This is a genomic window from Pseudomonas halotolerans (assembly GCF_039581215.1).
Lineage (GTDB): Bacteria > Pseudomonadota > Gammaproteobacteria > Pseudomonadales > Pseudomonadaceae > Aquipseudomonas > Aquipseudomonas tehranensis.
The window spans coordinates 41868-67612 of the sequence record NZ_JBCNTJ010000018.1; the positions used below are offsets into that span (position 1 = coordinate 41868).

Below are 25745 nucleotides of genomic sequence, written 5' to 3' on the forward strand. Positions count from 1 at the left end.
GCTCGCGAATGCGGTCCGTCAGGTAAAAATTCATGACTGGCACACCGCATTCGCGAGCAAGCCCGCTCCCACAGGGACTGGTACTCCACATCAGCGTCTGGGCAGTTCGATCGTGACCTTCAGCCCGCCCCATTCGCTGTCGCCCAGCGCCAGCGTCCCGCCCCAGGTGTCGACGATGTCCCGCACGATGCCCAACCCCAGGCCGTGGCCGTCGGTCTGCTCATCGAGCCGCGTGCCCCGGCTGAAGACCTGGTCGCGACGGTCTGCGGGAATGCCTGGACCATCGTCTTCCACCGCCAGGCTGAACCCCTCGGCCGTCTCGGTCACGGTCAGGCGCACTTGCGCATCGGCCCATTTACAGGCGTTGTCCAGCAGGTTGCCCAACAGTTCCAGCAGGTCTTCACGATCCCAGGGCAGGTGCAGGCCGGGCGGCGCGACATAAGCCAAGCTCAAGTGCTCACCATGGATCATGTTCAACGTGGCCAGCAGCGCCGGCAGTTCCGCGTCGCAGTCAAGATGGGCGCCGGGCAAGGCGTCGCCGGACAATCGAGCGCGGTTGAGTTCGCGGTTCAGGCGCTGGCGGACCTGCTCCAGTTGTTCAAGCAACAGCTTGCGCAGCTCGGGGTAAGGATCGAGTTTTTCATTCGACGCCAGGCTTTGCAGCACCGCCAGCGGGGTTTTCAGAGCGTGACCCAGATTGCCCAGGGCATTGCGCGAACGTTTGAGGCTGTCTTCGGTATGGGCCAGCAAATGGTTGATCTGCGCCACCAGCGGTTCCAGTTCCCGGGGCACCTGTTCATCGAGTTGCGAACGTTGCCCGCGCTGCAACTGGGCGATCTGCTCCCGGGCTTTGTCCAGCGGGCGCAAGGCGCGGTGCACCGTGATGCGTTGCAACAACAGAATCAGCAGCAGACCCGCCAGCCCGAGACCGAGACCGATCTGCTGCATGCGCAGGAAACTGTCCCGCACCGGTGTGTAATCCTGGGCCACGCTGATGGAGATCGCCTGGCCCAGACGCCGATAGTCGGTGCGCAGTACCAGCAGTTTCTGACCGTCAGGCCCCAATTTCAGGTTGCTGTGCAGCCCCGGATGGTCAAGGCGAGGCAACTCCTGGTCCCACAGAGAGCGGGAGCGCCAGTGCACATCGGCAAAATCAATGCGGAAATAGTGCCCGGAAAACGGTCGCAGATAGGCCGGCGACAAGCGTCGCTCATCCAGTTGCAGGCCTTGCGGGCCACGCACCAGGGCGACCAGCAGGTTTTCGCTGTCGTTGCGCAGCCCCGCCTCCAGATACCGCTGCAAACCCAGTTCGAACAGCCACAGACTGGTCTGCGCCAGAACCAGGCCGACCACCACCATTACACCGATCAAGCCAAGGCTCAGGCGCCGCTGGATGGATCTCACTGCGCCTGCCCGCCGAACAGGTACCCCTGGCCGCGACGGGTTTCGATCACGCTGCGGCCCAGCTTGCGCCGCAAGTGATTGACATGGACTTCCAGCACATTGGAATCGCGCTCGGTTTCACCGTCATACAGGTGTTCGGCGAGATGGCTCTTGGAAAGGATCTGCTCGGGATGAAGCATGAAGTAGCGCAGCAGGCGAAACTCGGCCGCGGTCAGTTGGATCTCCACGCCGTCACGGCTCACACACTGGCGTCCTTCATCCAGATGCAGCCCGGCCGCCTGGAGCGTCGGCTGGTTGGCCTGACCATGAGAGCGGCGCAGCAGTGCCTGGATGCGCAGGTGCAGTTCTTCGGGGTGAAAGGGTTTGGTCAGGTAATCGTCGGCCCCGGCCTTGAGGCCCTCGATGCGTTCGGCCCAGGAACCGCGGGCGGTCAGGATCAGCACAGGCGTGCTCAGGCCGTCTGCGCGCCATTGAGCCAACACTTCAAGCCCTGGCACACCGGGCAAACCGAGATCGAGGATGATCAGGTCATAAGGCTCGCTGCTGCCCTGATAAACCGCGTCGCGACCATCGGCGAGCCAGTCGACGGCGTAACCCTGCCGCGTCAGCCCGGCCATCACTTCGTCGGCCAGGGGAACATGATCTTCCACCAGAAGCAGGCGCATCAGTCTTCCTTATCTTTGAGTAAACGGCCGGTCGCGGCCTCCAGGTCCAGCTCGCGGACGACGCCGTCGGTCGCCAGCAATTCGACCTCGTAAATATAGACGCCGTGTTTTTCTTCCAGCTCGGCCTCCAGCAGCTTGGCGCCGGGGTGGCGATCCAGCGCCTGTTGCAGCAGATGTTCCAGAGGCAGGATCACGCCCTGCTGCCGTAAATGCAGGGCCTCATCCTGGTCCAGGTCCCGGGCAACGGCCAGTGAACAGAACACCAGCAGCGCCAGCGCCCAACGGCTGCGGGGACGTAAATTAAGCTTCATTACAGATCCTGATGATTCTTGAGCACCTTGCCGGACACAGCATCCAATTCCAGGTCCCAGTCGATACCCTTGGCATCGCGCAGGTCTATCTGGAAGATGTACTTGCCGTACTCCTGCTCCAGCTCGACATCGGTCAACGTGGCGCCGGGGTGCTGGGCCAAGGCAGCGGCCTTGAGTTTTTCAACGGACTGAATGGTACCAGCGTCCTGCAATTTTTGGGCTTCGTCGGCATCAAGGTCTCGTGCCTGGGCCAGGCCGGCGCCGAGGATCATGGAAATCGCGATGAAAAAGGCAGTCAGGCGGTTCACGGTTTGTCTCCTTCTTATAATCTTCACACAACGACTGTATCGGGACGAACTTAACTGAAACTGAATTGCCATCATTGAACGCAGATCAATCTGGCAAGCCTGCTCGCCATAGCGGTCGGTCAGTTAACATGGATGGGACTGACGTACCGCCATCGCGAGCAGGCTTGCTCCCGCAGGGGCTGATGTCGTTAATTAATGCTTTACGCTTCGAGACCGGTATGACCGCCATCCACATCAAATTCCCTGCCCTGACCCTCAAGGCCGGCCCTCGTGCTCTGGCACGCATTCGCCAGGCAGGCCTGAACGCTGCCGATGTTGGCATTCTGCCGGGCGCCGCCGGTGGCCCCAAGGCCTTGGGCATTCAGGGGCTGGACCTGGCGCTGTTCGGCGAGTGGCTGCCTGCCGCGCCGCGGGAGCGCTCGCTGATCGGTGCCTCGGTGGGCTCCTGGCGCTTCGCCAGCGCCTGCTTGCCGGATGCCGCCGAGGGGATCCGGCGCCTGGGCACCCTGTACAACGAGCAAAGCTTTGCCAAAGGCGTGACCATGGCCGGGGTCAGCCAGAGTTCGCAGCGCATGCTCGATGATTTGCTCCAGGGTCGCGACACGTCGATCCTCGACAACCCGCATTACCGGCTCAACATCATGGTGGTCAAAAGTCACGGCTGGCTGGCCCAGGATCATCGCGGCCGCCTTGGCCTGGGATTGTCGTCGGTGATCGCCGACAACCTGCGAGGCCGAGCGCGTCTGTCGCGGCATTTCGAACGGCTGATCGTCCACGACCCACGCCAGGCGCCGCCGCTGCATCCATTGAACGACTTTCCGTCACGCTTCGTCCCGCTGGAGGCCGGGAATCTACGCCAGGCGCTGCTGGCATCCGGCTCGATTCCGATGGTGATGGAAGGCGTGCGTGACCTGCCGGGCGCCGGTGCTGGCACCTACCGCGACGGCGGCCTGTTGGACTATCACCTGGACCTGCCCTACAGCGGCGAGGACATCGTGTTGTATCCGCACTTCACCGACCGGGTCATTCCTGGCTGGTTCGACAAGGGCCTGCCATGGCGCCGGGGGAACATCGAACGCTTGCAGAACGTGCTGTTGCTGGCGCCGTCCCGTGAATACCTCGCGCGCCTGCCCTTCGGCAAACTGCCGGACCGGAACGACTTCAAGCGTTTCATGGGCGATGACACGAGCCGCCGCAAATACTGGCGCACAGCGATGGACGAAAGCCGCCGGCTCGGTGACGAGTTCCTGGAGCTGGCGGCCAACGGTGGGCTGGGCGAGCGTTTGCTGACCCTTTAGTCAGCACGGTCGCGCAACGCCGTAACCAAACTGATAAACTCCGCCGCCTGCCTCGCGACCGCTACCTTTAAAGAGCCTGAACCTGTGGAAATCTTCAAAGAATTTACCTTCGAATCCGCCCACCGCCTGCCCCACGTGCCGGACGGTCACAAGTGCGGCCGCCTGCACGGCCACTCGTTCAAAGTGGCCATTCACCTGAGCGGTGACATCGACTCGCACACCGGCTGGATTCGGGACTTCTCGGAGATCAAGGCGATCTTCAAGCCGCTCTACGAGCGCCTGGACCACAACTACCTCAACGACATCCCTGGCCTGGAGAACCCCACCAGCGAAGTCCTGGCCAAGTGGATCTGGAACGAGTTGAAGCCATTGTTGCCGGAGCTCTGCGCCATTCGCATCCATGAGACCTGCACCAGCGGTTGCATCTACCGCGGCGAGTAACCACTTTCCTTGTGGCAAGGGAGCTTCCTGTGGCGAGGGAGCTTGCTCCCGCTGGGCTGCGCAGCAGCCCCAAAAGCAGCGACTCTATTCAACCTGATGCACCGCAACTTCAGGCTTGAGGACCGCTTCGCGGCCCAGCGGGAGCAAGCGCCCTCGCCACAATCGGTTTTTTCCCATGTGAATCGGGTCTATGCTCTGTCCCTGAGCCATTTCCAGTGAAGCTCCCATCATGACCAACTGGCCCCTGGATCACGAATACCACTTCAACGGGCATCGCATCCGTTACGCCGTCCACGGCGACGGTCCGCCGCTGGTGTTTGTCCACGGCACGCCCTTCTCTTCCTACGTGTGGCACCGAATCGCCCCGCTGTTCTGCGCCACTCACAAGGTGCATTACTTTGACCTGCTGGGTTATGGCCAATCCGAACAGCCGGACGCAGATGTTTCCCTCGGTGTGCAAAACCAGTTGCTCGCACAATTGCTGGAACACTGGGGTCTGGATTGCCCGGACGTGGTGGCCCACGATTTTGGCGGCGCAACCGCCCTGCGCACGCACCTGCTCAACGGCAGGCACTACCGCAGCCTGACCCTGATCGACCCGGTGGCGCTGTCGCCCTGGGGTTCACCCTTTGTCCAGCATGTGCGCCAGTATGAAGCGGCGTTCAGTGGCCTGCCCGATTACATTCAGCGGGCCATCGTGCCGACGTATATTCGGGGAGCGATCAAACGGCAGATCCCGGATGAAGAACTGGCGCCGTACGTGCAGCCCTGGCTGGGCGAGACCGGCCAGGCCGCGCTCTATCGGCAGATCGCGCAGATGGACGAGCGCTATACCCGCGAGGTCGAGCCGCTGTATGCAACCGTGCGCTGCCCGACGCAGATCCTTTGGGGAGAGGACGATCAGTGGATTCCCATCGAACGCGGCCGGACGTTACAAAAACTGATCCCCGGCGCGCAGTTCCATCCTGTCCCAAACGCAGGGCATCTGGTCCAGGAAGACGCGCCGGAGGCCATCGTTGCGGCGGTGTTGCGGTTCCTAGCGCTGCACTCTCCCACCTGAAGAAACCGCATGGCCTTGTGGGAGCGGGCTTGCTCGCGAAGGCGGTGTGTCAGCCAGTGTATTCGTAACTGACACTCCGCCTTCGCGAGCAAGCCCGCTCCCACAAGGAAACCCGCATAGGCCGTGGACACTGTGTTCCAACTTGAACCACCGCCGCACCGCTTTCGCCCTCTTTGCCCACCCAACCCCAAAGATTGTCTATAAATAACCTCGCGCTCACCCGTTTGGCACGGGCGCTGCACGCTTGCGACATCTCCCTCCTGCGCAAGGACCTCCACATGACTCAAAACGATCCGGCTAACGACTATCCCTTGAGCGAAGTGCCGATGCATGCCCGCAAGGGCCTGGCCTCCACGGCCATGGTGCTGCTGGGCTTCACCTTTTTCACCGCCACGATGTTTGCCGGTGGCAAGCTGGGCGTGGCGTTCGGGTTTGCCGAGATGCTCACGGTCATCGTGATCGGCAATCTGCTGTTGGGCCTGTACGCCGCTGGCCTGGGTTATATCGCCTTCAAGAGCGGGCTTAATTCGGTGTTGATGGGTCGCTTCTGCTTCGGTGAGGTGGGCAGCAAACTCAGCGACTTGATCCTGGGTTTCACCCAGATCGGCTGGTACGCCTGGGGCACGGCGACGGCGGCGGTGGTACTGGGCAAGTATTTTCATTTGAACGAAGGCACCGTGCTGGGGCTGATGGTGCTGTTCGGCCTGGGCTTCTGCGTTACCGCCTACATTGGTTATCGCGGGCTGGAGATCCTGTCGTACATCGCCGTGCCGGCCATGATGTTGCTGCTGATGTTGTCGATGTGGGTCGCCACGGTAAAGGTCGGAGGTCTGGATGGGTTGCTGGCGGTGGTGCCGACGGGCAGTCTCGATTGGTCCACCGCCATCACGCTGGTGTTCGGCACGTTCGTCAGCGGTGCCACCCAGGCGACCAACTGGACGCGGTTTTCCCGCTCCGCGAAGATCGCGGTGCTGGCAAGCCTGATCGGCTTTTTCATCGGCAACGGCCTGATGGTATTGATCGGCGCCTACGGAGCCATCGTCTATCAGCAGCCGGACGTGGTGGAAGTGCTGCTGTTGCAAGGCTTCGCCATGGCGGCGATGGCGATGCTGCTGCTCAACATCTGGAGCACCCAGGACAACACCATCTACAACTTCGCCGTGGCTGGCTGCAACCTGCTGCGCACCCGTCGGCGCAAAACCGTGACCCTGGGCGGCGCGGCGATCGGCACACTGCTGGCCCTGCTGGGCATGTACGACCTGCTGGTGCCTTACCTGATTTTGCTGGGCACGGTGATCCCGCCGATTGGCGGAGTGATCATGGCCGATTTCTTCTTCCGCTGGCGCGGCCGCTATCCACGCTTGGCTGAGGCGCAGCTACCGGCGTTCAACTGGCCGGGGCTGTTTGCATACGGCGCAGGCACCCTCGCGGCGTTCACGTCGCCTTGGGTTGCGCCATTGGTAGGAATCGCCACCGGCGCGCTAACGTATGTGATATTGATCGGTCTATTGGGAATTCGCGCCACCGATACGCCCCTACAAGATCTTTGAGAAGGACTCGCTTGATGCACATCATCAACGCCCGCCTGCGCAACCGCGAAGGTTTGCATGAATTGCACCTGGAAAACGGCCTGATCGCCAGCATTGCCCGCCAGACCGAAGCCCCGAGCCTTGGCCCGCAAGACCTCGACGCTGGCGGTAATCTGGTGGTGCCGCCCTTCGTCGAACCGCACATTCATCTGGATGCCACCCTCACCGCCGGCGAACCCCGCTGGAACATGAGCGGAACGCTGTTCGAGGGCATCGAGTGCTGGGGCGAGCGCAAGGCCACCATCACCCAGGAAGACACCAAGACCCGCGCCAAAAAAACCATCCAGGCCTTGGCCGCCCATGGCATCCAGCATGTACGCACCCATGTCGACGTCACCGACCCTGACCTCACCGCCCTCAAAGCCATGCTTGAAGTGCGTGAGGAAAGTCGTCACCTGATCGACCTGCAGATTGTCGCGTTTCCCCAGGAAGGCATCGAGTCCTACCGCAACGGCCGCGAACTGATGGAAGAAGCGATTCGAATGGGTGCCGACGTGGTGGGCGGCATTCCGCATTTCGAGTACACCCGGGATCAAGGCGTCAGCTCGGTGAAATTCCTGATGGACCTGGCCGAGCGCACCGGTTGCCTGGTGGACGTGCATTGCGACGAGACCGACGACCCGCACTCGCGTTTTCTCGAAGTGCTGGCCGAAGAAGCCCGCAGCCGCGACATGGGCGCCCGTGTCACCGCCAGCCACACCACGGCCATGGGCTCCTATGACAATGCCTACTGCGCCAAGCTGTTTCGCCTGCTCGGGCACTCGGGCATCAGCTTCGTTTCCTGCCCCACCGAAAGCATCCACCTGCAAGGACGCTTCGATAACTTCCCTAAACGCCGTGGCGTCACTCGGGTCAATGAACTGCTCGAAGCGGGGATGAACGTGTGCTTCGGCCAGGACTCCATCGTCGACCCGTGGTACCCCCTGGGCAACGGCAATATCCTGCGGGTACTGGAAGCCGGCCTGCACATCTGCCACATGCTGGGTTATCGCAACCTGCAAAGCGCCTTGGACCTGGTCACCGACAACAGTGCCAAGGCCATGGCCCTGGGCGAGCGCTACGGCCTGGAACCCGGGCGCCCGGCGAACCTGCTGATCCTCTCGGCCGACAGTGACTACGAAGTGATTCGCAGCCAAGGGCTGCCGCTTTATTCCATTCGCAATGGCCAAGTGCTGATGAAGCGGCAGATGCCGGTGGTGGAGTTTGCGGTTCAGCCAGGCTGAGGTCATCGCGATAGCGGTGGTTCAGTTGTTTTGATGGCGAATGTGCCTGCGTCATCGCGAGCAGGCTCGCTCCCACAGTGGCGTTGTCGCACATACATTTTTGTGCCCGCTGAAGATCAAATGTGGGAGCGAGCCTGCTCGCGATGGCGTCATTGACTGCGGCGCAGATCGTCTATGACACAGCCCGTGCTACACCAAACAACCTCACCCGCATCAACTCACCCGCCTGTTCTTCCAGCAGAATCGGTGCAGTGCCACCCGGCATCACCACACTCACCGGCCCCACCTTCACCCAGCCCACCCGCCACGCGGCGCTGGCCACGGCACTGGCGCTGGTGCCCGAGGAGGCGGTGGGGCCTTCACCCCGCTCGAACACCCGGGCAACCACGCGCCCTTCGGCTTCGAGCCAGGCCCATTGCAGATTCACCCCCGCCAGGCAGGGCACGCCGGCCCCACCGGGCGGCGCATAGGCAATGCGCGTCAGGCTTTGCGCCAACGCCGGGGCACGCATCTGCGGGTTACTTGGCAACGTCTCGGCGCTGTCCACCAGGGTCACGCAGTGCGGGTTGCCGATGTTCACGAACTGACTGCTGCCCCAGGCCGGATTCAAAGCATGAAGCGCAGCCACACGGCTGACCTCGCGCTGGTTGACGATCACACTTTGCACATCTTGAGCCGCTACAGCGCTGGGGCCAAACAGCGGTTTTCCCAAGTCCAGCCAGAAACCCGAGAGACCTTCGTACTCAGCCGCGCGTACCGCCGTTTGCAACGGTGACCCGCCTTCACGTTTGTCGTGATGAACCTGTAGCACGCACTCACCGTCGCTCGGCATCAGGCCTTGCGCTTTGAGGGCCTGGGAGAAAATCGTCAGGCCATTGCCACTGCGCTCGGCCAGGGTGCCGTCGGTGTTGACGATCAACAGGTCAAACGGTGGCTCGCTCTGGAACGGGCCAATCAGCAGACCATCGCTGCGATGGGCCTTGGCATCCGGCGGCGCCTGCCCCGGCGCCCAACGACAGAAGGCCTGCACTGCCGCTTGGCTCCAGGCTTGGCGTGCCTGGGCAGCCTGGGCGGCTGTCGGCGGCAGGTCAATGCCTTGGGCACGGACTTGCTGCGGTGAGACCACGCCATAAATATTGCCCCGTGCATCATAAAACTGCGTCATGGACCAGACCCGGATTCAGCCAGCGAAAGCCGATACTTTATTCCGGCCAAGGCTGTGCAGGCAAAGCGTGCTTGCCACCCACGCACCTCTTCGGCACCTTGAGGTCGCGGCGCGGTCAGTGGATGTGCAAGCATAGGGCCCGCCCGCACCATCGCCTCGCAAAACCAAGGACGTTTCATGACTGCCATTACGCCACCGCCCACCTTCATCCCCGGACGCCTGGAACAGATGTCCACCCGCATTGCCTATCTCATCGCCGGTGTCGGGATCGCGGCCTGGGCCCCGCTGGTGCCATACGCCAAAGTGCGGGCGAACCTGGACGAAGGCACGCTCGGGTTGCTGTTGTTATGCCTTGGGGTGGGGTCGATTCTGGCGATGCCGATTGCCGGCGCCCTGGCGGCGCGGTTTGGCTGCCGTCGGGTGCTCAGCGGCGGCACGATTCTGATCTGCCTGGCCTTGCCGGCGCTGGCAACGATGACGTCTTTGCCCTGGCTGGTGGCAGCCTTGTTTTTGTTTGGCGCCGGCCTCGGCACCGTGGACTCGACCGTCAACCTGCAGGCGGTGATCGTCGAGCGGGCCAGCGGCAAGACCATGATGTCGGGTTTTCACGGCATGTTCAGCCTCGGCGGGATCATTGGCGCGGCCGGTGTGAGCGCGCTGCTCGGCCTGGGCCTGTCGCCGCTGGGGGCGACGCTGGTGGTTAACGCAGTGTTGCTGGTGGCGCTGTTCAAGGCGGCGCCGCATCTGCTGCCCTATGGCAGTGAAAGTTCGGGCCCGGCGTTCGCCATTCCCCACGGCGTGGTGCTGTTTATCGGCATCCTGTGTTTCGTCGTTTTCCTGGCCGAAGGCGCGGTGTTGGACTGGAGCGCGGTATTCCTGGTCGCCGAGCGTGATATGGATACGGCCTATGCCGGGCTCGGTTATGCCGCGTTCGCGCTGACCATGACCGTCGGCCGGTTGACGGGGGATTCGGTGGTGCATCGCCTGGGCGCCAAACGCGTGATTATCTACGGTGGCGCCATTGCGGCAGCCGGGTTCCTGTTGGCGACCCTGGCGCCGATGTGGCAGGCGGCGCTGTTGGGGTATGCGCTGGTGGGGGTAGGCTGTTCGAATATCGTGCCGGTGTTGTACACCGCGGTCGGCAAGCAAACGCTGATGCCCGAAGCGATCGCCGTACCGGCCATCACCACCATCGGCTACGCCGGCATCCTTGCCGGCCCGGCGCTGATCGGATTCGTCGCCCATGGCAGCAGCCTGAGCTTTGCCTTTGGGTTGATTGCGCTGTCGTTGGTGGCCGTGGCGGTGAGTGGGAAAGTGTTGAAGGTTTGAAGCGTTACACCACGCTCTCTGTGGAAAGGAGATTTATCTGTGGCGAGGGGATTTATCCCCGCTGGGCTGCAAAGCAGCCCTAAAATCACCCACTCGGTGTGTCAGGCAGATTGAGCCTGCCGCTTCGGGTCTGCTGCGCAGCCCAGCGGGGATAAATCCCCTCGCCACAGGAGTACGCGTCAACCCTGGTTGTTCATCAGAACCCTACACTCGCCTGCACAAAAAACGTCCGGGGTGCGCCCACATAGATGCCCGAGTTGTTGTCGCTGGAGCGGGTGTAGTACTGATGGTCGAACAGGTTCTTAACCCCGGCCCCGACCTTCAGGTTCGACAGCTGCGAGCCGAAGTCGTAGCCAGCGCGCACGTTCCAGAGCACGTAACCGGGCATGTCACCGTAGCGTCCATCGGCGCTGCCGTCGGTGATGTAGTCGTCGCTGAAACTGCCGTCGGGGTTCACGCTGTTGCCGGGGGAACGTTGTTTGGACTGAGCAAAGGCATCGAGGTTGTACGTCCAGCGATTGATCTCATAACGCAACCCCATGTTCGCCACCTGACGTGAGTAGAACGGCAGGTCACGGCCCTTGAAGCTTGGAATATCACCTTCATAAGTTGCACGGGTGTAGGTGAAACCGGCATTGGCGCTCAGGCCTTCCAGGCGTGGATCCAGCGCAGCCATGTCGTAGCGCACCGAGGCTTCCAGGCCCTGGTGCTTGGTCGCGCCCATGTTGGTCCAACCCACGTCGTTGCTGATGTACTGCAACTCGTCGTCAAAGTCGATGTAGAACAGCGTCACTTCCCCGCCCCACACGTCATCGTTGTAGCGCGTGCCGATCTCGTAGGTCTTGGCTTTTTCCGGGCTCAGGCCGTTGGCGGTGTTGTTGCCGTTACCGCCCTGGCCGAGCTGGAAATACTGCAGGCTGCCAAACGAGGTTTCGTAGTTGGCGAACAGTTTCCAGGCATCGGACAGGTGATACATCACGCTCAGGGCCGGCAGCGGTTCGTTGCTGTCGATGCTGCGGCGTTTCTCCTCAACCGGGCGGCCGGCGGTGTCGAGTACCGGGCGGTTGTGCCACTCAGTACTGATGCGTTCAAAGCGGATCCCCGGGGTGATGGTCCATTTGCCGACGTCGATCTTGTCATCGATGTAGACCGCGTGGGCCTCAGTGCCGCCGGTGCGGTCCTGATAGACATGGCCGTCGGACCCCGGCCGCACCACCGGCTGATTATCGCGCAGCGCCAGGCGACTGGCCTCTTCGTGCATGCCTTCCTTGAGGTAGCGATAACCGACGCTGGCTTCCTGAGTGGTCGAGCCGAGGTCAAACACATGGGACACCCGCGGCTCGATGCCGAAGGTGTAATAAGTGCGCGGGTAGGACACCAGGTTGCGCTGGTCCCGGTTGGCGATGGTGCTGCCCCGGTAGCTGTCGGAATAATAGGTCAGCACTTCGGCCTGGGTACGGTCGCTGATCTCGCGGATCCACTTGAACGACACGTCCTTGCGCCGGCCGGCGAAGTTGTCCCAGTCACGGTCGGACTGATACGGGTCCGCGTCGTATTGCGCCTGGGTCAGGCCGCCGGGCATGTCGGCCTTGGCGTCGTAGTAATGGAAGTTCAGCGAGAAGTCGTCCACCTCGGTGGGCGCCCAGTGGGTCTTGAGGATGACGTCGTCGATGTCATTGTCGTTGTTGCTGCGGCGATAGCCATTGCCGTTGACCCCCGAATACAGGAGCGCAACGCCCATGCCGTTATCGGCCGTGCCGCCGAGAAAAGCAGTATCGATGTGCTTCCAACCGCCGCGCTGGGAGGTTTCCAGGGTGGTGCCGATTTCACCGGTGGTTTTTTCCGGAATGGCGCGGGTCACGAAGTTGATCACCCCGCCGACGTTCTGCGGCCCGTAACGCACCGACCCGGCGCCGCGCACCACATCGATACTGTCCAGGTTGCCCGCAGAAATCGGCGCCATGGACAGTTGCGGCTGACCGTAAGGCGCGAACGCTGCCGGTACGCCGTCGATCAGCACCGTGGAACGGGGCGACAGGCGCGAGGTGAGACCGCGCACGCCGACGTTCAGCGAGATGTCGCTGCCGCCGGTGCCATTGGCGTCCTGCACCTGCACACCCGGCACACGCCGCAGCACATCGCCGACGTTCATCGCACCCTGCTCCACCATCGCTTCGCGGCGGATGACCGTACGCGCGCCAGCATGGTTCTGCACCACTTCGGCATTGGCATCGCCGAGCCAGTCACCGACCACCTGAATGGCGGTGGCCCCCAGCTCCAGCGGGCCATCAGCGGATGCCGAGGGCGCAGGCAGCACGGTTACCGAACCTTCATCGATCTGGTATTGCAGGCCGCTGCCGTGCAGCAGTTGGCCGAGGGCCGCTTCCGGGGACACGTTGCCGTCCACTGCCGGGGCTTGCTTGCCGGCCACCAGTTCCGGACTGAAGAACACCTGCAAAGAGGTCTGCTGACCGAGCTGGCTCAAAGCCTGAGCCAGCGGTTGCGCCTGGATGTGAATGGGCGTGGCCGCCTGATCGGCGAAAGCCTGGGGCAGCGCAGCGCTGACGGCCAGGGTCAGGGCCAGCGGCAGCCAGCGGACGGGGGTGCGGTTGTTGTTTTTGAGGGAGGTTTTCACGTCGAACCTTGTCCTGTTGAATCGCAAAAATACGCGCCTGTTAATGCAAACCAGTTGCAGTTGGACAAGAAGACGAAGAACTCGAAAAAAACCTGAATCTACCGCGCAATTATTTCCTGGCTGCCGTCATCCAGGGTGCGCACGGCCACCGGCAGAATGTTCGGCAAAGCCTTGAGCAGCGCCTCGGGGTTATCGGCGCGAAACACGCTGGTCAGACGCAGGTTGCCCACCGCCGCGCTGCCGATGCGCAGGGGTTTAGCGCGATAACGGGACACCTCCTGAGCAACTTCGCTCAAGGGAGCGTTGTTGAACACCAGTTTGCCGTGGCGCCAGGCGGTGAGTTCATGGGCGTTGATACCATAAGGTGCGCCGACCTTGCCCTGAGCATCGATACGCGTGCCAAGGCCGGCCGTGAGGCTGACGAACTCGGCCTGCGACGCGTCGCGCCCCTGAACCTTGACACTGCCCTGCTCCACCGCCACCCGGGTTGAGTCGGCATCGCGGCGCACATCGAAGCGCGTGCCGGTCACCGTCACCCGGCCGTTGCCCGCCTCCACCGTAAACGGTCTGCCGGCGTCATGCTCGACGCGAAACAACGCCTCACCTTCGGCCAGCTCTACGCGCCGTTGATGGTGGGCAAACTGAACACGCACACGGCTGCGGCTGTTGAGGTCGATCACCGAACCGTCCGGCAGCGCGATATGCCGGCGCTCGCCCAGGGCCGTGGCAAATTCAGCGCTGTAATCGCTGGAAGCGCCCAAGCCGCTGAACAACCCCAGCCCAACCGCCATTGCCAGCAGCCCGGCGGCCACGGCGAAGCGCAACAGCGGTCGACGCTTGGGACGTTTGGCAGGTGGTTCGCACAACGCTTGCAGACGCTCCTTGGGCAGCAAATCCGTGGCGCTCCAAATGCCCTGCAGCAATTGAATTTCATCGCGGTGGTTGGGGTGTTCGTCCAGCCAGGCCTCGTAACGCTGGCGCTCATCGACACCCATGACGGGGGCTTGCAAACGCACGAACCATTGTGCCGCTTCGTCGCGAACCCGGTTCTGCCCGCACGGGCATTCACGGTTATCCATCATGGAAGGTCCTGTGGCTCAGGTGGAAGATAACGGCGGATCATTGGCCAGGCCCGTCGAGACGATCGCGCAGATGCCGCAGGGTGCGGATCATATACTTTTCCACCATGTTTTTTGACAAGCCCAGGCGCTCGGCGATTTCCGCCTGGGTCAAGCCTTCGATCTTCTGCCAGACAAACACCGTACGGCAATTGGCCGGCAGCTCGGCCAGTGCCCTTTCGATGGAGTCTGCCAACTGGATCGCGTGCATGTAGTGCTCCGGGTCGCCCGAAAGCGACTGGCTGTGATCGAGCGCCGCCTCCTCCATGGCGCCCCGCCGATCTTCGCGCCGATAGCCATCCACCGCAATGTTGCGCGCTGTCTGATGCAGATAGGCCCGCGGCTGCTGGACATCGGCCGAATCGGACTCAAGCACCCGCACGAAGGTATCGTGAGCCAGATCCTCGGCCTGCTGGCGATTGCGCAGACGACGGGTCCAGGTGCCGATCAACTCTTCGTAATGTTCGAAAAAGCCTGGTCTGCGGGGCGGCGTGGGGGTCATCGCACTGCGCTGTGGGGATGGGGCGTGAATAGTAATGCTTCCTATTAAGCCGAAGCAAACGTATTGCAGTGCCTGTCGTCCGAAGCTTTCAAAGCTGAGAATTAAATCTATGTGGGAGCAAAGCTTGCTCGCGATGGCGGTGTGTCCGTCGATGGTGCATAAACTGTCTGACCGCTATCGCGAGCAAGCTTTACTCCCACAGGTAGTTTCTGCTTTCGACTACGCCTCAGGCATCTTGCGAAAGCCCACCGCCAGGCGGTTCCAGCCATTGATGGCGTTGATTGCCACGGTCAGGTCGACCATTTCCTTGGGCGTGAAATGCTGGTTCAGCTGTTCGTAGTCGGCGTCTGGCGCATGGGTGTCGCTCAAGCGGGTCAGCGCTTCGGTCCAGGCCAGCGCGGCGCGTTCACGAGGGGTGAAGAACGGGGCTTCGCGCCAGGCGGTCACGGCGTACAGTCGGCGTTCGGTTTCGCCGTCCTTGCGGGCATCGGCGGTGTGCATGTCGATGCAGAAGGCGCAACCGTTGATTTGCGAAGAGCGCAGCTTGACCAGCTCCAGCAGGGACTTTTCCAGGCCCAGTTTCGAAGCAGCGGTTTCGAACGCCATCATGGCTTTGAAAGCGTCCGGGGAAGCGGTGTAGAAATCGATACGCGGTTGCATGGTGAACTCCAGAACAATTGGGTGTGGCGCTACGTTAGCGTTGCGCTGGCGCGGTACAAATAGCCAATTGTTGGGAAGTTCGGGTGGCCAATGGGCGCAGACGTCGGGTTTACCTTGAAGCAATGGAGAATGACGTTTGTGGCGAGGGAGCTCGCTCCCGCTCGGCTGCGCAGCAGTCGTAAAGCGATGGATTCGGTATGCCTGACCCACCGCATTCAGCGGGTTTTGGGGCCGCTTCGCGGCCCAGCGGGAGCAAGCTCCCTCGCCACAGGGGGCAAATGCACGCCCGCTCAGGCCCGGTTGCGCAACCATTGCAGGAAGCGCTTTTTGGCGACCGGTTTGGGAACGTCGCGGGTCAGGTTTTGGGCCAGGTGCATGCGCACGTCCAGCAGGTTTTTCATGGCGTCGTTGATGTCGCGGCGAGCGTCGAGGCAGGGTTTGAGGTAGCTCTTCTCGATGCGATAAAGGGTGCAAAAGGTCTTGGCGGAAAAGTTCGCCAGCGCGGCCTGGTCAGAGACGATCCCGGCTTCACCGATCACTTCCCCCGGCCCCATGCGCCCGGCCTCGAAGGGCTGGCCGTTACGAAACAGGGTCACGCTGACCACCCCCGACTCGATGATGAACAAATGATCGCTGACCTCACCGGCCGGCAAAATCATGTCGCCGGCGCGGAAGGTCTGCAGGGTCATGTTCTGGCTGAAGGTGTCTTTCTCATCCGGGCGTAGGGTGGAGAAGATACTGGAGCTTTCCAGCAACGCACGGGGCCGCGACACGCCATTGGCGGACGCGCTTTCGCTGGTGGACAACAGGCTTACGCCCGAAGCCTGCAAATGCCGGAACGCCAGGTCGAACAGCTGATTGCGCACCTCGCGCTTCTGGCCCATGGACGCGACGAACCCGCTGATTTCATATTCTGCCCCGGTGCTGCCGGTGCTCTTGAGTGTCACGCAGGGTGCCGGGCTGGCAAGCAGGGAACGACAGCCGATCATCGCCCGCTCCAGCGCATCGATCACGGTTTGTGGCCGTGCATGGGGGCTGACCGGAACGCTGATGGATAACCCGTGAACATCGCTGGGCCGGCTGAAATTGACGATCTTGGCCTTGGCTGCCAAGGAGTTGGGAATCACCGCCATGCTGCCCTGGGCGGTCTGCAACCGTGTGGCGCGCCAGTCGATGTCGGTGACCCGGCCTTCGGTGCCGTCGATGGAAATCCAGTCATCGACTTGATAGGGCTTGGTGGTGTTGAGCACGATCCCGGAGAACACATCACTGAGGGTACTCTGCAAGGCCAGACCGACGATGATCGCCATCGCCCCGGACGTTGCCAGGACGCCCTTGACCGGCAAGTCCAGCACATACGCCAGGGCCGCGATGACGGCGATCAGGAAAATCACCGCGCCGATCAAATCCTGCAAGAGCCGACCGGTATGCCCCACCCGCTGCATCATCACCGCGCCGATCATCACCGTCAGGGTCCGCGCGGCGAACAGCCACCAGGCAATTTGTAAACCGGTGGACGCCAAATGGCGTGGCACGTCGTCAACCCACTGCGCCGGCTGCAGGGGGTTGAGGCCTTCGTTGAACAGCAGCGTGCTGAACAACGAAAAAATCAGCAGCCGCCCGCCGATCTTCCAATAGGTCCGATCAGCGCTGACCTGCCGCCACAGCAGAATGTCGAGCACAAGCAGCACCAGGGCACTGAGCAGTGGGTGATCGGAGATCAGCGACAGCATCGGGACAGCTCCAGAAAGGTCATGGAGCGAAGATTGGCACAAATTGAACACGCTGTAGAGATCACCCAAACCAGTGTGGGAGCGGGCTTGCTCGCGAATGCGGTGTGTCAGGCAACGTCTATGTGCCTGATACACCGCGTTCGCGAGCAAGCCCGCTCCCACATAGCTTTGGGGGGCTGTTGTTTCGCCTCAGTCGTCCATCGCGCCAAAACGACCGGAGTGGAAATCGTTGAAAGCCTGGTGAATCTCCTGCTCGCTGTTCATCACGAACGGACCATGGCCGACGATGGGTTCGTCGATAGGCTCACCGCTGAGCAGCAACACCACCGCGTCTTGATTGGCGTACAGGTGCAACTGCTCGCCGGCCCGGTCGAACAGCGCCAGTTGCCCGGCCTCGACCCGCTCGCGACCGTTGACCTGAACCGTGCCACGCAGCACCACCAGTGCGGTGTTGCGGCCATCGTGTACGTCGAGGGCCAGGTTTTTTTCGGCATTCAAGCGCATGTCCCAGACATCGATGGGCGTAAAGGTTTTCGCCGGGCCTTGATGCCCTTCGAAGCGGCCGGCAATCAGGCGCAGGCTGCCAGCGTTGTCCTTCAGGTCGATGCGGGGAATGTCGCCGTTGAGGAGGGTCTGGTAGCCGGCCGGGGCCATTTTGTCCTTGGCGGGCAGGTTGACCCACAGTTGGACCATCTCCATGAACCCGCCTTGCCGGGCGAAGGCTTCGGAGTGGAACTCTTCGTGAATGATCCCGGAGGCGGCGGTCATCCATTGCACGTCGCCAGGGCCGATCTTGCCGCCGCTGCCAGTGGAATCCCGGTGTTCCAGTTCGCCCTGGTAGACGATCGTCACGGTTTCGAAACCGCGATGAGGGTGCTGGCCGACACCGCGACGCTCAGTGGTGGGTTCGAATGGCGTGGGGGCGGCGTGGTCCAGCAGCAGGAACGGGCTGATGTGCTTGCCCAGGTTGTCGTAGGAAAACAGCGTACGAACTGGGAAGCCGTCACCGACCCAATGGGCTCGGGGGCTGGTGTAGACGCCGATGATATTTTTCATGCTGTGTCTCCAAAATCAGGGACTGCGATTTGATGGGCATAGCTTAAAACCGCCCCCCTTGAAGCACTAGACAGCAAAAACCGGTCTTAGCGTTCTATTTGGAGAACAATGAAGGACCCAGAAAAACTGCAAGTCACCACAGTCCCCCCTGTGGGAGCGGGCTTGCTCGCGAACGCGGTGTGTCAGCAAACATTTACTTCACTGACACTCCGCATTCGCGAGCAAGCCCGCTCCCACAAGTTCTGGTGTTATTCAAAGGTGATTGCGCTTGGCGAAATCCGACAAGCCCACCAGCGTCTTGAGGCCAAGTTTTTCCAGTAGACGGGTCTTGTAGGTGCTGACGGTTTTCGGACTCAGGAACAAGGCCTCGGCGATATCCTTGCCGCGCATCCCCATGGCCAGCATTCGCAGAATGGATAGCTCGCGGGTGGAGAGCGTTTCCAGGGTTTGCTGTTCAGTGCGTTGTTGAAAATCCAGCCTGACCGGCATTTGAGGGAAATAGGAGTAGCCGGATTTGAGGGCATGAATGGCCTTGCTCAGTTCTTTCAGGTCGCTTTTCTTGGTGACAAAGCCCCTGGCTCCGGCCGAGATGCAGCGGTTGCAGAAGTGCTGCGCATCCTGGGAAGTGAACACCAGCACACCGCACCCAGGGAACTGGGCCATGATCCAGACCAACAGGTCCATGCCATCGAATCCGTTCATCACCAGGTCCAGAATCACCAGGTCTGGCGCCCCTTCCTTGATCAACGCCCTGGCGTCGGCTACGCCGCTAGCATCCCTGATTCGTGTGAACCCCTCGTTCTGGCATATGAGCCGCAATGCCCCTCGTATGACAGGGTGGTCATCCACGATCAATACGTCTTTCAAGGCAACTCCCCACGTAAATGCAAACGGCGCCGATGCCATGACCGCTCGGGACTGTTGCACAAACGACAGGCCCGGCCACCTGTCAGATCTGACAGTGCCGACCAACGGTACAGCTTCACCCTGCGTGACCTTGCCTGAGGGGGCGCAGCCAGGATCGCGATAACTCGCTGGCCTGGGGGTCGACACGCTGCATCAGGCTCGCCAATGAAGCCAGGTCAGGCAGTACGGCCGGGCTCAAGTGCAAGCCCGGTCGACACGCGACAGTCGCCGGGGACGGGCCGCCCCGTGGCGTGTTGTAAATCATCGCGTGACGAAGCTGCGGGTTGTCGAGGATGAAATCGTGCAGGTCCAGCGCGCCCTTGGCCAGGCCGGCATTGACCACGACCAGGTCGAACGGCTCGCTGCCGTACTCCACCAGCGTCAACAGCTCCTGCAAGCCACTCACGGGGGCGATCCGAAAATAACCCTGTTGATTGAACAGGTATTCAAGCCTCATTCGATGAGCATGTTGCGGGTCGGCAATCATGATACGTAATGCTTTGTTCGGCATGACAGGCATCCCAATCGTTAAGGGGCGTCAGGCTAGAGGAAGCTTTTGAGAGGCGCTGTAGGACGAATCCCAAAAAAGGGAGGAAAAAGGTACTTCGCATGTAGCTTCGGGATGACTACGCGGCTCGCTTAGCCATGAGAAGACCCGCGGGGACCGCTTCGCGGCCCAGCGGGAGCACGCTCCCTCACCACATAGGCCTCCAATCGTTCAGTCAGATGTTCCATGGTTTGGTGCATGTCATTCACGGCGGCGGCAAGCAACGGCCGGTCGGCCTCGCGACAGGCATTCTCCAGGGCTTCACAGGCTGCAATCAGGCCTGGGGCCCTGATGATCAGCGCGCCGCCCTTGACCCGGTGCGCCAGGTCCGCCAGCCCGGGCAGGTCGTACCGGGTGAACAGGCGCATCAATTGCGCCTGATCTGCGGCATTGCTGCTGACCAGTTCCCCCAGCAATTTTTTGATTGAGGCAGTGTCACCTCCGCTCAATTGTTCAAGGCTGCTCAAATCGATGTCGTCGGTGGCCGAGGAAGGTGCCGCTTCATCGGGCGCTGGGGCGCAATCTTGCGTGACCGAAGCCAGGCGCGCATTTAGTTCCTGGAGGCTGATGGGTTTGAACAGGCAATCGTCCATGCCGGCCTCGACACAGCGGACCTTTTCCTCGGGCTGGGCATTGGCCGTGAAGCCCAGGATCACCCCCGGCGACAAACCCGCGGCCCGCTCCTCGTCGCGAATGGCGCGGGCCAGTTCGTAGCCACTCATCACCGGCATGTTGCAGTCGGTGATGACGACATCGAATGGTTCGGCACGCCAGACGCGCAGCCCTTGGACACCGTCCTCGGCGTCCCGGACGCGATGCCCCAGATAGTTCAATTGCTGGGCCAGCAGCAGGCGGTTGGCCGGATAGTCGTCCACCACCAGAATGTTCAGCGCCCGTACGGGCACCAGCGTTTCGCTCTCAGCCGACGGGGCTTGAGCCAAGGCATCAAGCACGGGCAAGCTCAGCAGAACTTCAATCTGCGTGCCCTCCCCCGGCACGCTGCTCAACGTCAGGGTGCCGCCCATCATTTCGCAGAGCGTGCGGCTGATCACCAGACCCAGCCCGGAGCCGCTGCGGGCCGACTGGGTGTTGTTGCTGGCCTGGGTAAAAGGGCTGAACAGGCGGCGCTGATCCTCGGCCGAAATACCACAGCCGGTGTCTTCAACACGCAGGCGGATTGGCAAGCATTGAGCGTCACCGCCCGGTTCGGCTCGCACACTCAAGCGCACCTGTCCCTGATCGGTGAACTTGATGGCGTTGCTCAGCAGATTCGACACGATTTGTTTGAAACGCAACGGATCGATCAATACGTCGCGGTTGATCGCGGCATCCAGTGCCAACTGCAAGTGCAAGTGTTTCTGCCAGGCAAGGCCTTCAAAGATCCGCGCCACCGACTCGGTCAGCTCCCGCAGATTGGCCCGCTGCGGTGTCAGCGACAGCCTGCCTGACTCGATGCGGGCGATGTCGAGGATGTCACCGATCAAGTCGAGCATGCCGCGGGCGGCGCCTGACGCGACTTCGATGGCGAGCCGGTCCATGACACCCTGGTCGGCTTTTTTCAGGGCCAGTTCCAACATGCCGATCACCGCGTTCATCGGTGTACGGATCTCATGGCTCATGGTCGCCAGAAAAGTGGTCTTGGCCCGATTGGCATCATCGGCGCTTTGCTTGGCCACGCGCAGCTGTTCCAGCAGACGCCGCAGGTAAAAGGCCCACCCCAATGCCAGCAGCAACAGCAGCGCGGCGATGGCAAACCCCTGGACGATGGTGGTGCGGTTGCGCAACCAGTAGCTGTCGTCGATCACCACTTCACTGCGCCAACGATTGGTCAGCTCGTCCATTTCTTCGGGAGAAATACTCAGCAGCGCCTTGTCCAGGATCGAATGCAGCTCCGGCGCGTCACGATGAGTTGCCAGGGCCACGCGCGCCGGCAATGTCCCCACGGTACTGGTGATGTGCAGTTTGCCGCGGTATTGGCGAGAAATCATATAGCGGGCGCTGATCAGCGAATTGATCGCGCCGTCCACCGTACCGGCGGCGACCATGGACATCGCGTCCGCTGAGTTTTCAGCCGGCACCAGGTGCACCCGGGGAAATTGTTCCAGCAGATATTCACGCAGCGCATTGCCACGAATCAGCGCCAGGCGTTTGCCCTCCATCTGGTCCAACGTCAACGGGACCTTGCCCCCGGCGGACGCCACCAGCACAAACGGATTGCTCAGGTAAGGCCGGGTAAAACGCAACGTCCCCTCAAGCTCGGTGCTGGGTGGCGCGGCGGCCAGTACGTCGGCCCGACCGCTGCTGACGCGCCCAATCACATCATGAAGCGAGGTACCCCACTGGATATCGAACTTGAGGCCGGTGCGCAGGCTGATCCTGGCCAGCACATCAGCGCTGATACCCCGCAAATGCCCTTCATCGATAAACGTGAGTGGCGGGAAGTTCTGGTTGACGGCCACCGTGATCCGCGGATGTGCATCCAGCCAACGCTGTTCCTTGACACTGAAATGCAGGGGTTGCTGACCGGGGATGCTCGCGCCGCCAGCGCTCCAGCGGCGCAGGATGCTCATGCGTTCACTGGCGGGAATGGCTTGCAGCGCGGCGTTGATAATGCGCAGCAGGCGTGCGTTCTCGCGGCTGACCGCAAAGGCGAACGGCTGCACTTCCATGCGTGAGAAATCAGCCAGTTGGACGTTGTTCAGGTAGTTCTTGCTGATCAGGTAATTGGAACTGATCGAATCCCCTAGATAGACGTCGGCCTGCCCAAAGGCCACGGCGCCGATCGCGCTCAAGGTCGAGGGGTACAACTGCAAGGCCGCATCCGGATAAAACGCCTTGACCGTATCGGTGGGCAGATAGTGATACAGCATCGCCACCCGCATGCCCGCCAGGTCCGTGGGCAAATCCTGGCTATCCGCGACCCGGGCCACCAGGGTGGGCAGGTCATCGGCATAGGGCTGGGACATCGCCAACTCGGGGTCGCTGGCTTCGAAGCCGTTGGCCGTTCCGAGCATGTCGATCTCACCACTGCGCAAAGCCTGGAGCGATGCCTCCCGTGACGCGTAGCGTTGCACCCGCACATCGACATGCAACATCTGCCCCAGCAGCTGGGCATAGTCAGCCGTGAGGCCCTCATAGTCGCGGCCATTGCTGGTGATACCGAAAGGTGCGTAATCCGGCGCCGAGGCCCCTAACAGCAACGTCCCCTTGCGGCGTAGCCAGTTCTTGTCGGCCTCCCCCAAGGACACCGAATAGTCGCTCACACTGGAACGCCCGAGCACTTGCAGAGACTCGGGGGCCGCGCCAACCGGCGGCGCCACACTTGATAAGCCCAGCAACAGCGCCACCAGGCCTGTGCGTAAGAACAGCGTCATCTGAATCAGGATGTTTCGTTTGGCGTAGTCGGCCCGGAACACCACCGACTTCACCTCAAGTCAGGGAGACCGGCTGATGGGTTCAGACTGCCAAAGCGAGGGAACAGCGAACCGTCAACGCGCCCTGCCTGAAAGACAGGACACGTGAGGTGAGTGTAGGAAGTTTCTGAGAAATTGCCCGCAGGCGACTGTTGTAGGAGCTGTCGAGCGAAGCGAGGCTGCGATCTTTTGATCTTTTGATCTTTTCGCTTGAGATCAAAAGATAGGGAAAAGATCGCAGCCTCGCTTCGCTCGACAGCTTCTACAGCAAGGGTTATGCCGTGGCCAGCTTCAGGTCGCGCACCGAACGGTTCTGTCCGCGATGCATGCTGTGCTCGTAAAGCGAACCGGCGATTTCATCGGCGCGCACCGGCAGGATCGACAACAAGGTGTCGCTCAGGCCATGGCTGGCCTGGCAGAAGCCCTGCATGTAAATCGCGGCTTTGCAGCGCTCGTCGGTGATCAACTTGTAGTTGCGATCCACCTCGAAATCCCCCAGGTATTGCTCGAGTGGCGCCAGCAATGTGCGATGCATCTGCCGTTCGTAACCGGTGGCCAGCACCACCGCGTCATAACGGCGCACGGTCAGCTCACCGGTGGCGTTGTGGCGCAGCGCCAACTCCACGCCGGCATCGGTGGCCGTGGCTTTCTCCACGGTGGTGAGGGTACGGAAGGCATGGCGGGCGATGCCTGAGACTTTCTGGCGATAGAAAATCCCGTAGATGCGTTCGATCAGGTCGATGTCCACCACCGAATAGTTGGTGTTGTGGTACTCGTTGACCAGCCGCTCGCGTTCGCTGTGGGGCTGCCGGAACACCAGGTCGGTGAATTCCGGCGAGAACACCTCATTGACGAACGGGCTGTCATCGGCCGGCTTGAGGGCCGAGCCGCGCAGGATCATGTCGACCTGCACCGAAGGAAAGCTGTCGTTGAGGTCGATGAAGGCTTCCGCGGCGCTCTGTCCGCCGCCGATGATGGCGATGTTCATGGGCTGGCCGTTTACGCACGGCTGCGTCGCCATGCGCTCCAGGTACTGGGAATGGTGGAACACCCGAGCGTCCTCCTTGAAAGCGCTGAACGCGTCGGGGATGCGCGGTGTACCACCGGCACTGACCACCACCGAGCGAGCAGTGCGCACCCGCTCTTCACCCTGGCTGTCGCGGGAAATCACGCGCAAGGCTTCGACCTGCTGGTTGTGCAGCACCGGTTCAATGCGCAGCACTTCTTCGCCATAGCGACTCTGCCCGCTGAACTGGCTGGCCACCCAGCGCAGGTAGTCGTTGTACTCCATGCGGCACGGGTAGAACGTGCCGAGGTTGATGAAGTCCACCAGGCGGCCGTGATGCTTGAGGTAATTGACGAACGAATAAGGGCTGGTGGGATTGCGCAGGGTCACCAGGTCCTTGAGGAACGAAATCTGCAACTCGCTCTGGGTCACCAGGGTATTGCCATGCCAGCGGTAGTCGGCCTGCTTGTCGAGGAACAGCACATCCAGTTCACCCTGAACCGGACTCCGTTCCTGCAGCGCGATGGCCAGCGCCAGGTTCGAGGGGCCGAAGCCGATACCGATCAAGTCGTGAACGTTGGGCGAAGCAATTGCCTGTGTCATGTCCAGTGTCCTCTGGAGAGGCCCCTCAACAGGGCGCGAAAAGCCTGGGTGACCCGACCGATCTTTGGCAAGCCGGCAAGTCGTCTGTTGAGAGGAACGAGGACAGTGAAAAAAAATTTACCGCGATGCGACCGGCGTGGAGGGATTAATGCGCGTCCCACTGCCGCACGCGAATGCGGCAATGCTTCATGGCGTTGACGATGTGCTTTTCCACCAGCGCCCGTGAAATGCCCAGGCGCTCGGCGATTTGCGGGTGGGACAAGCCTTCAAGCTTGCGCAGCAGGAAACTCTCGCGGCACAGCGGCGGCAATTCGGCCAGGGCGCGCTGGAGCATGTCCAGGCGCTGGCCATGGTCAAGGCTGGTATGGGGCGATGGCGTGAAGAACCGCTCTTCGCTGTCCAGCACGTCCAGGGATTCGACCTGACGCAGGGTATTGCGCCGATGCCCGTCGATCACCAGGTTCAGCGCGGTGCGGTAGAGGAACGCCCGGGGCTGCTCGATGGGCGTGTCACTGGCGCGCTCAAGCACCCGCACATAGGCGTCATGCACCACATCCTCGGCCGCCTGGCGGTTGCCAAGCCTGGCGTTCAGGAAACACACCAGCTCGCGATAGTAGTTTTCCAACATGACTCCCGTGCGCAATGGCTGCGCCAGCTATCTCTGTGCCAAATCGGCGTGCCTGGATAGGCAATGGCACGATAGTGGCAAATTCAATCGCGTAATTTATAGTAATTCTCATATAGATTTAAAGCTTTGGTTTGCATTGAGGCTG

General features: G+C 61.7%; 22 protein-coding genes. 6 read left to right on the forward strand and 16 right to left on the reverse strand.

Annotated features, from left to right (window positions below):
- Positions 1-90: 90 nt before the first annotated feature.
- The 4 genes from AAIS01_RS21740 to AAIS01_RS21755 are packed head-to-tail and all read right to left on the reverse strand — an operon-like array spanning position 91 to position 2688.
- On the reverse strand, positions 91-1404 hold the full coding sequence (locus AAIS01_RS21740; protein WP_343470618.1) for an ATP-binding protein: 1314 nt from the start codon (positions 1402-1404) through the stop codon (positions 91-93).
- Positions 1401-2069 (reverse strand): response regulator transcription factor, encoded by a 669-nt coding sequence (locus AAIS01_RS21745; protein ID WP_343470619.1) that lies wholly within the window; start codon positions 2067-2069, stop codon positions 1401-1403. The genes AAIS01_RS21740 and AAIS01_RS21745 overlap by 4 nt, the downstream gene beginning before the upstream one ends.
- Entirely contained in the window at positions 2069-2380 is a 312-nt protein-coding gene (locus AAIS01_RS21750; protein WP_343470620.1) for a PepSY domain-containing protein, read from the reverse strand. The genes AAIS01_RS21745 and AAIS01_RS21750 overlap by 1 nt, the downstream gene beginning before the upstream one ends.
- Positions 2380-2688 carry a PepSY domain-containing protein gene (locus AAIS01_RS21755; RefSeq protein WP_431191939.1) on the reverse strand — a complete coding sequence of 103 codons (309 nt, stop codon included), beginning with the start codon at positions 2686-2688 and terminating at the stop codon, positions 2380-2382. The genes AAIS01_RS21750 and AAIS01_RS21755 overlap by 1 nt, the downstream gene beginning before the upstream one ends.
- Positions 2689-2906: 218 nt before the next feature.
- Here AAIS01_RS21755 and AAIS01_RS21760 point away from each other — a divergent pair, with 218 nt between their 5' ends.
- The 5 genes from AAIS01_RS21760 to codA all read left to right on the forward strand — a co-directional run bounded on the left by AAIS01_RS21760 (position 2907) and on the right by codA (position 8299).
- Complete coding sequence (locus tag AAIS01_RS21760; RefSeq protein ID WP_343470621.1) at positions 2907-3986, forward strand: patatin-like phospholipase family protein; 1080 nt, start codon at positions 2907-2909, stop codon at positions 3984-3986.
- Between the two features lie 84 nt (positions 3987-4070).
- Positions 4071-4427: a 6-carboxytetrahydropterin synthase QueD gene (gene queD / locus AAIS01_RS21765; protein WP_186657966.1), complete on the forward strand. Its 357-nt coding sequence runs from the start codon at positions 4071-4073 to the stop codon at positions 4425-4427.
- A 229-nt stretch (positions 4428-4656) separates the two neighbouring features.
- A complete protein-coding gene (locus tag AAIS01_RS21770; RefSeq protein WP_343470623.1) occupies positions 4657-5487 on the forward strand; it encodes an alpha/beta fold hydrolase in 831 nt (276 codons plus the stop codon).
- A 278-nt stretch (positions 5488-5765) separates the two neighbouring features.
- Positions 5766-7037: a cytosine permease gene (gene codB, locus AAIS01_RS21775; RefSeq protein WP_186658582.1), complete on the forward strand. Its 1272-nt coding sequence runs from the start codon at positions 5766-5768 to the stop codon at positions 7035-7037.
- Between the two features lie 14 nt (positions 7038-7051).
- The gene (gene codA / locus AAIS01_RS21780) at positions 7052-8299 is read left to right on the forward strand and encodes a cytosine deaminase (RefSeq protein WP_092400356.1); all 1248 of its coding nucleotides are present in this window, start codon (positions 7052-7054) and stop codon (positions 8297-8299) included.
- A gap of 172 nt (positions 8300-8471) precedes the next feature.
- On the opposite strand, the gene AAIS01_RS21785 is transcribed toward codA, so the two are convergent.
- Positions 8472-9464 (reverse strand): diaminopimelate epimerase, encoded by a 993-nt coding sequence (locus tag AAIS01_RS21785; RefSeq protein WP_343470624.1) that lies wholly within the window; start codon positions 9462-9464, stop codon positions 8472-8474.
- 177 nt (positions 9465-9641) lie between these two features.
- On the opposite strand from AAIS01_RS21785, the gene AAIS01_RS21790 reads away from it, so the two are divergent.
- Positions 9642-10793, forward strand: coding sequence for an MFS transporter (locus tag AAIS01_RS21790; RefSeq protein WP_343470625.1), 1152 nt, complete (start codon positions 9642-9644; stop codon positions 10791-10793).
- Positions 10794-10989: 196 nt separating this feature from the next.
- Here AAIS01_RS21790 and AAIS01_RS21795 read toward each other — a convergent pair whose 3' ends face one another.
- From AAIS01_RS21795 to AAIS01_RS21845, 11 genes are all read right to left on the reverse strand, one after another.
- Positions 10990-13428 (reverse strand): TonB-dependent siderophore receptor, encoded by a 2439-nt coding sequence (locus tag AAIS01_RS21795; protein WP_343470626.1) that lies wholly within the window; start codon positions 13426-13428, stop codon positions 10990-10992.
- 98 nt (positions 13429-13526) lie between these two features.
- Positions 13527-14510, reverse strand: a complete 984-nt coding sequence (locus tag AAIS01_RS21800) for a FecR family protein (protein ID WP_343470627.1) — start codon at positions 14508-14510, stop codon at positions 13527-13529.
- 37 nt (positions 14511-14547) lie between these two features.
- Complete coding sequence (locus AAIS01_RS21805) at positions 14548-15048, reverse strand: sigma-70 family RNA polymerase sigma factor (protein ID WP_343470628.1); 501 nt, start codon at positions 15046-15048, stop codon at positions 14548-14550.
- Between the two features lie 219 nt (positions 15049-15267).
- Positions 15268-15708 (reverse strand): carboxymuconolactone decarboxylase family protein, encoded by a 441-nt coding sequence (locus tag AAIS01_RS21810; RefSeq protein WP_343470629.1) that lies wholly within the window; start codon positions 15706-15708, stop codon positions 15268-15270.
- A gap of 290 nt (positions 15709-15998) precedes the next feature.
- A complete protein-coding gene (locus AAIS01_RS21815; RefSeq protein ID WP_343470630.1) occupies positions 15999-17441 on the reverse strand; it encodes a mechanosensitive ion channel domain-containing protein in 1443 nt (480 codons plus the stop codon).
- Between the two features lie 189 nt (positions 17442-17630).
- Positions 17631-18497: a pirin family protein gene (locus tag AAIS01_RS21820; protein ID WP_343470631.1), complete on the reverse strand. Its 867-nt coding sequence runs from the start codon at positions 18495-18497 to the stop codon at positions 17631-17633.
- A 252-nt stretch (positions 18498-18749) separates the two neighbouring features.
- Positions 18750-19364, reverse strand: a complete 615-nt coding sequence (locus AAIS01_RS21825) for a response regulator (RefSeq protein ID WP_343470632.1) — start codon at positions 19362-19364, stop codon at positions 18750-18752.
- Between the two features lie 115 nt (positions 19365-19479).
- On the reverse strand, positions 19480-19914 hold the full coding sequence (locus AAIS01_RS21830; protein ID WP_343470633.1) for an ANTAR domain-containing protein: 435 nt from the start codon (positions 19912-19914) through the stop codon (positions 19480-19482).
- A 128-nt stretch (positions 19915-20042) separates the two neighbouring features.
- Entirely contained in the window at positions 20043-23324 is a 3282-nt protein-coding gene (locus AAIS01_RS21835) for a transporter substrate-binding domain-containing protein (protein WP_343470634.1), read from the reverse strand.
- 313 nt (positions 23325-23637) lie between these two features.
- Positions 23638-24972 (reverse strand): lysine N(6)-hydroxylase/L-ornithine N(5)-oxygenase family protein, encoded by a 1335-nt coding sequence (locus AAIS01_RS21840; protein ID WP_343470635.1) that lies wholly within the window; start codon positions 24970-24972, stop codon positions 23638-23640.
- A gap of 145 nt (positions 24973-25117) precedes the next feature.
- On the reverse strand, positions 25118-25600 hold the full coding sequence (locus tag AAIS01_RS21845) for a sigma-70 family RNA polymerase sigma factor (RefSeq protein WP_025214723.1): 483 nt from the start codon (positions 25598-25600) through the stop codon (positions 25118-25120).
- Positions 25601-25745 lie beyond the last annotated feature (145 nt).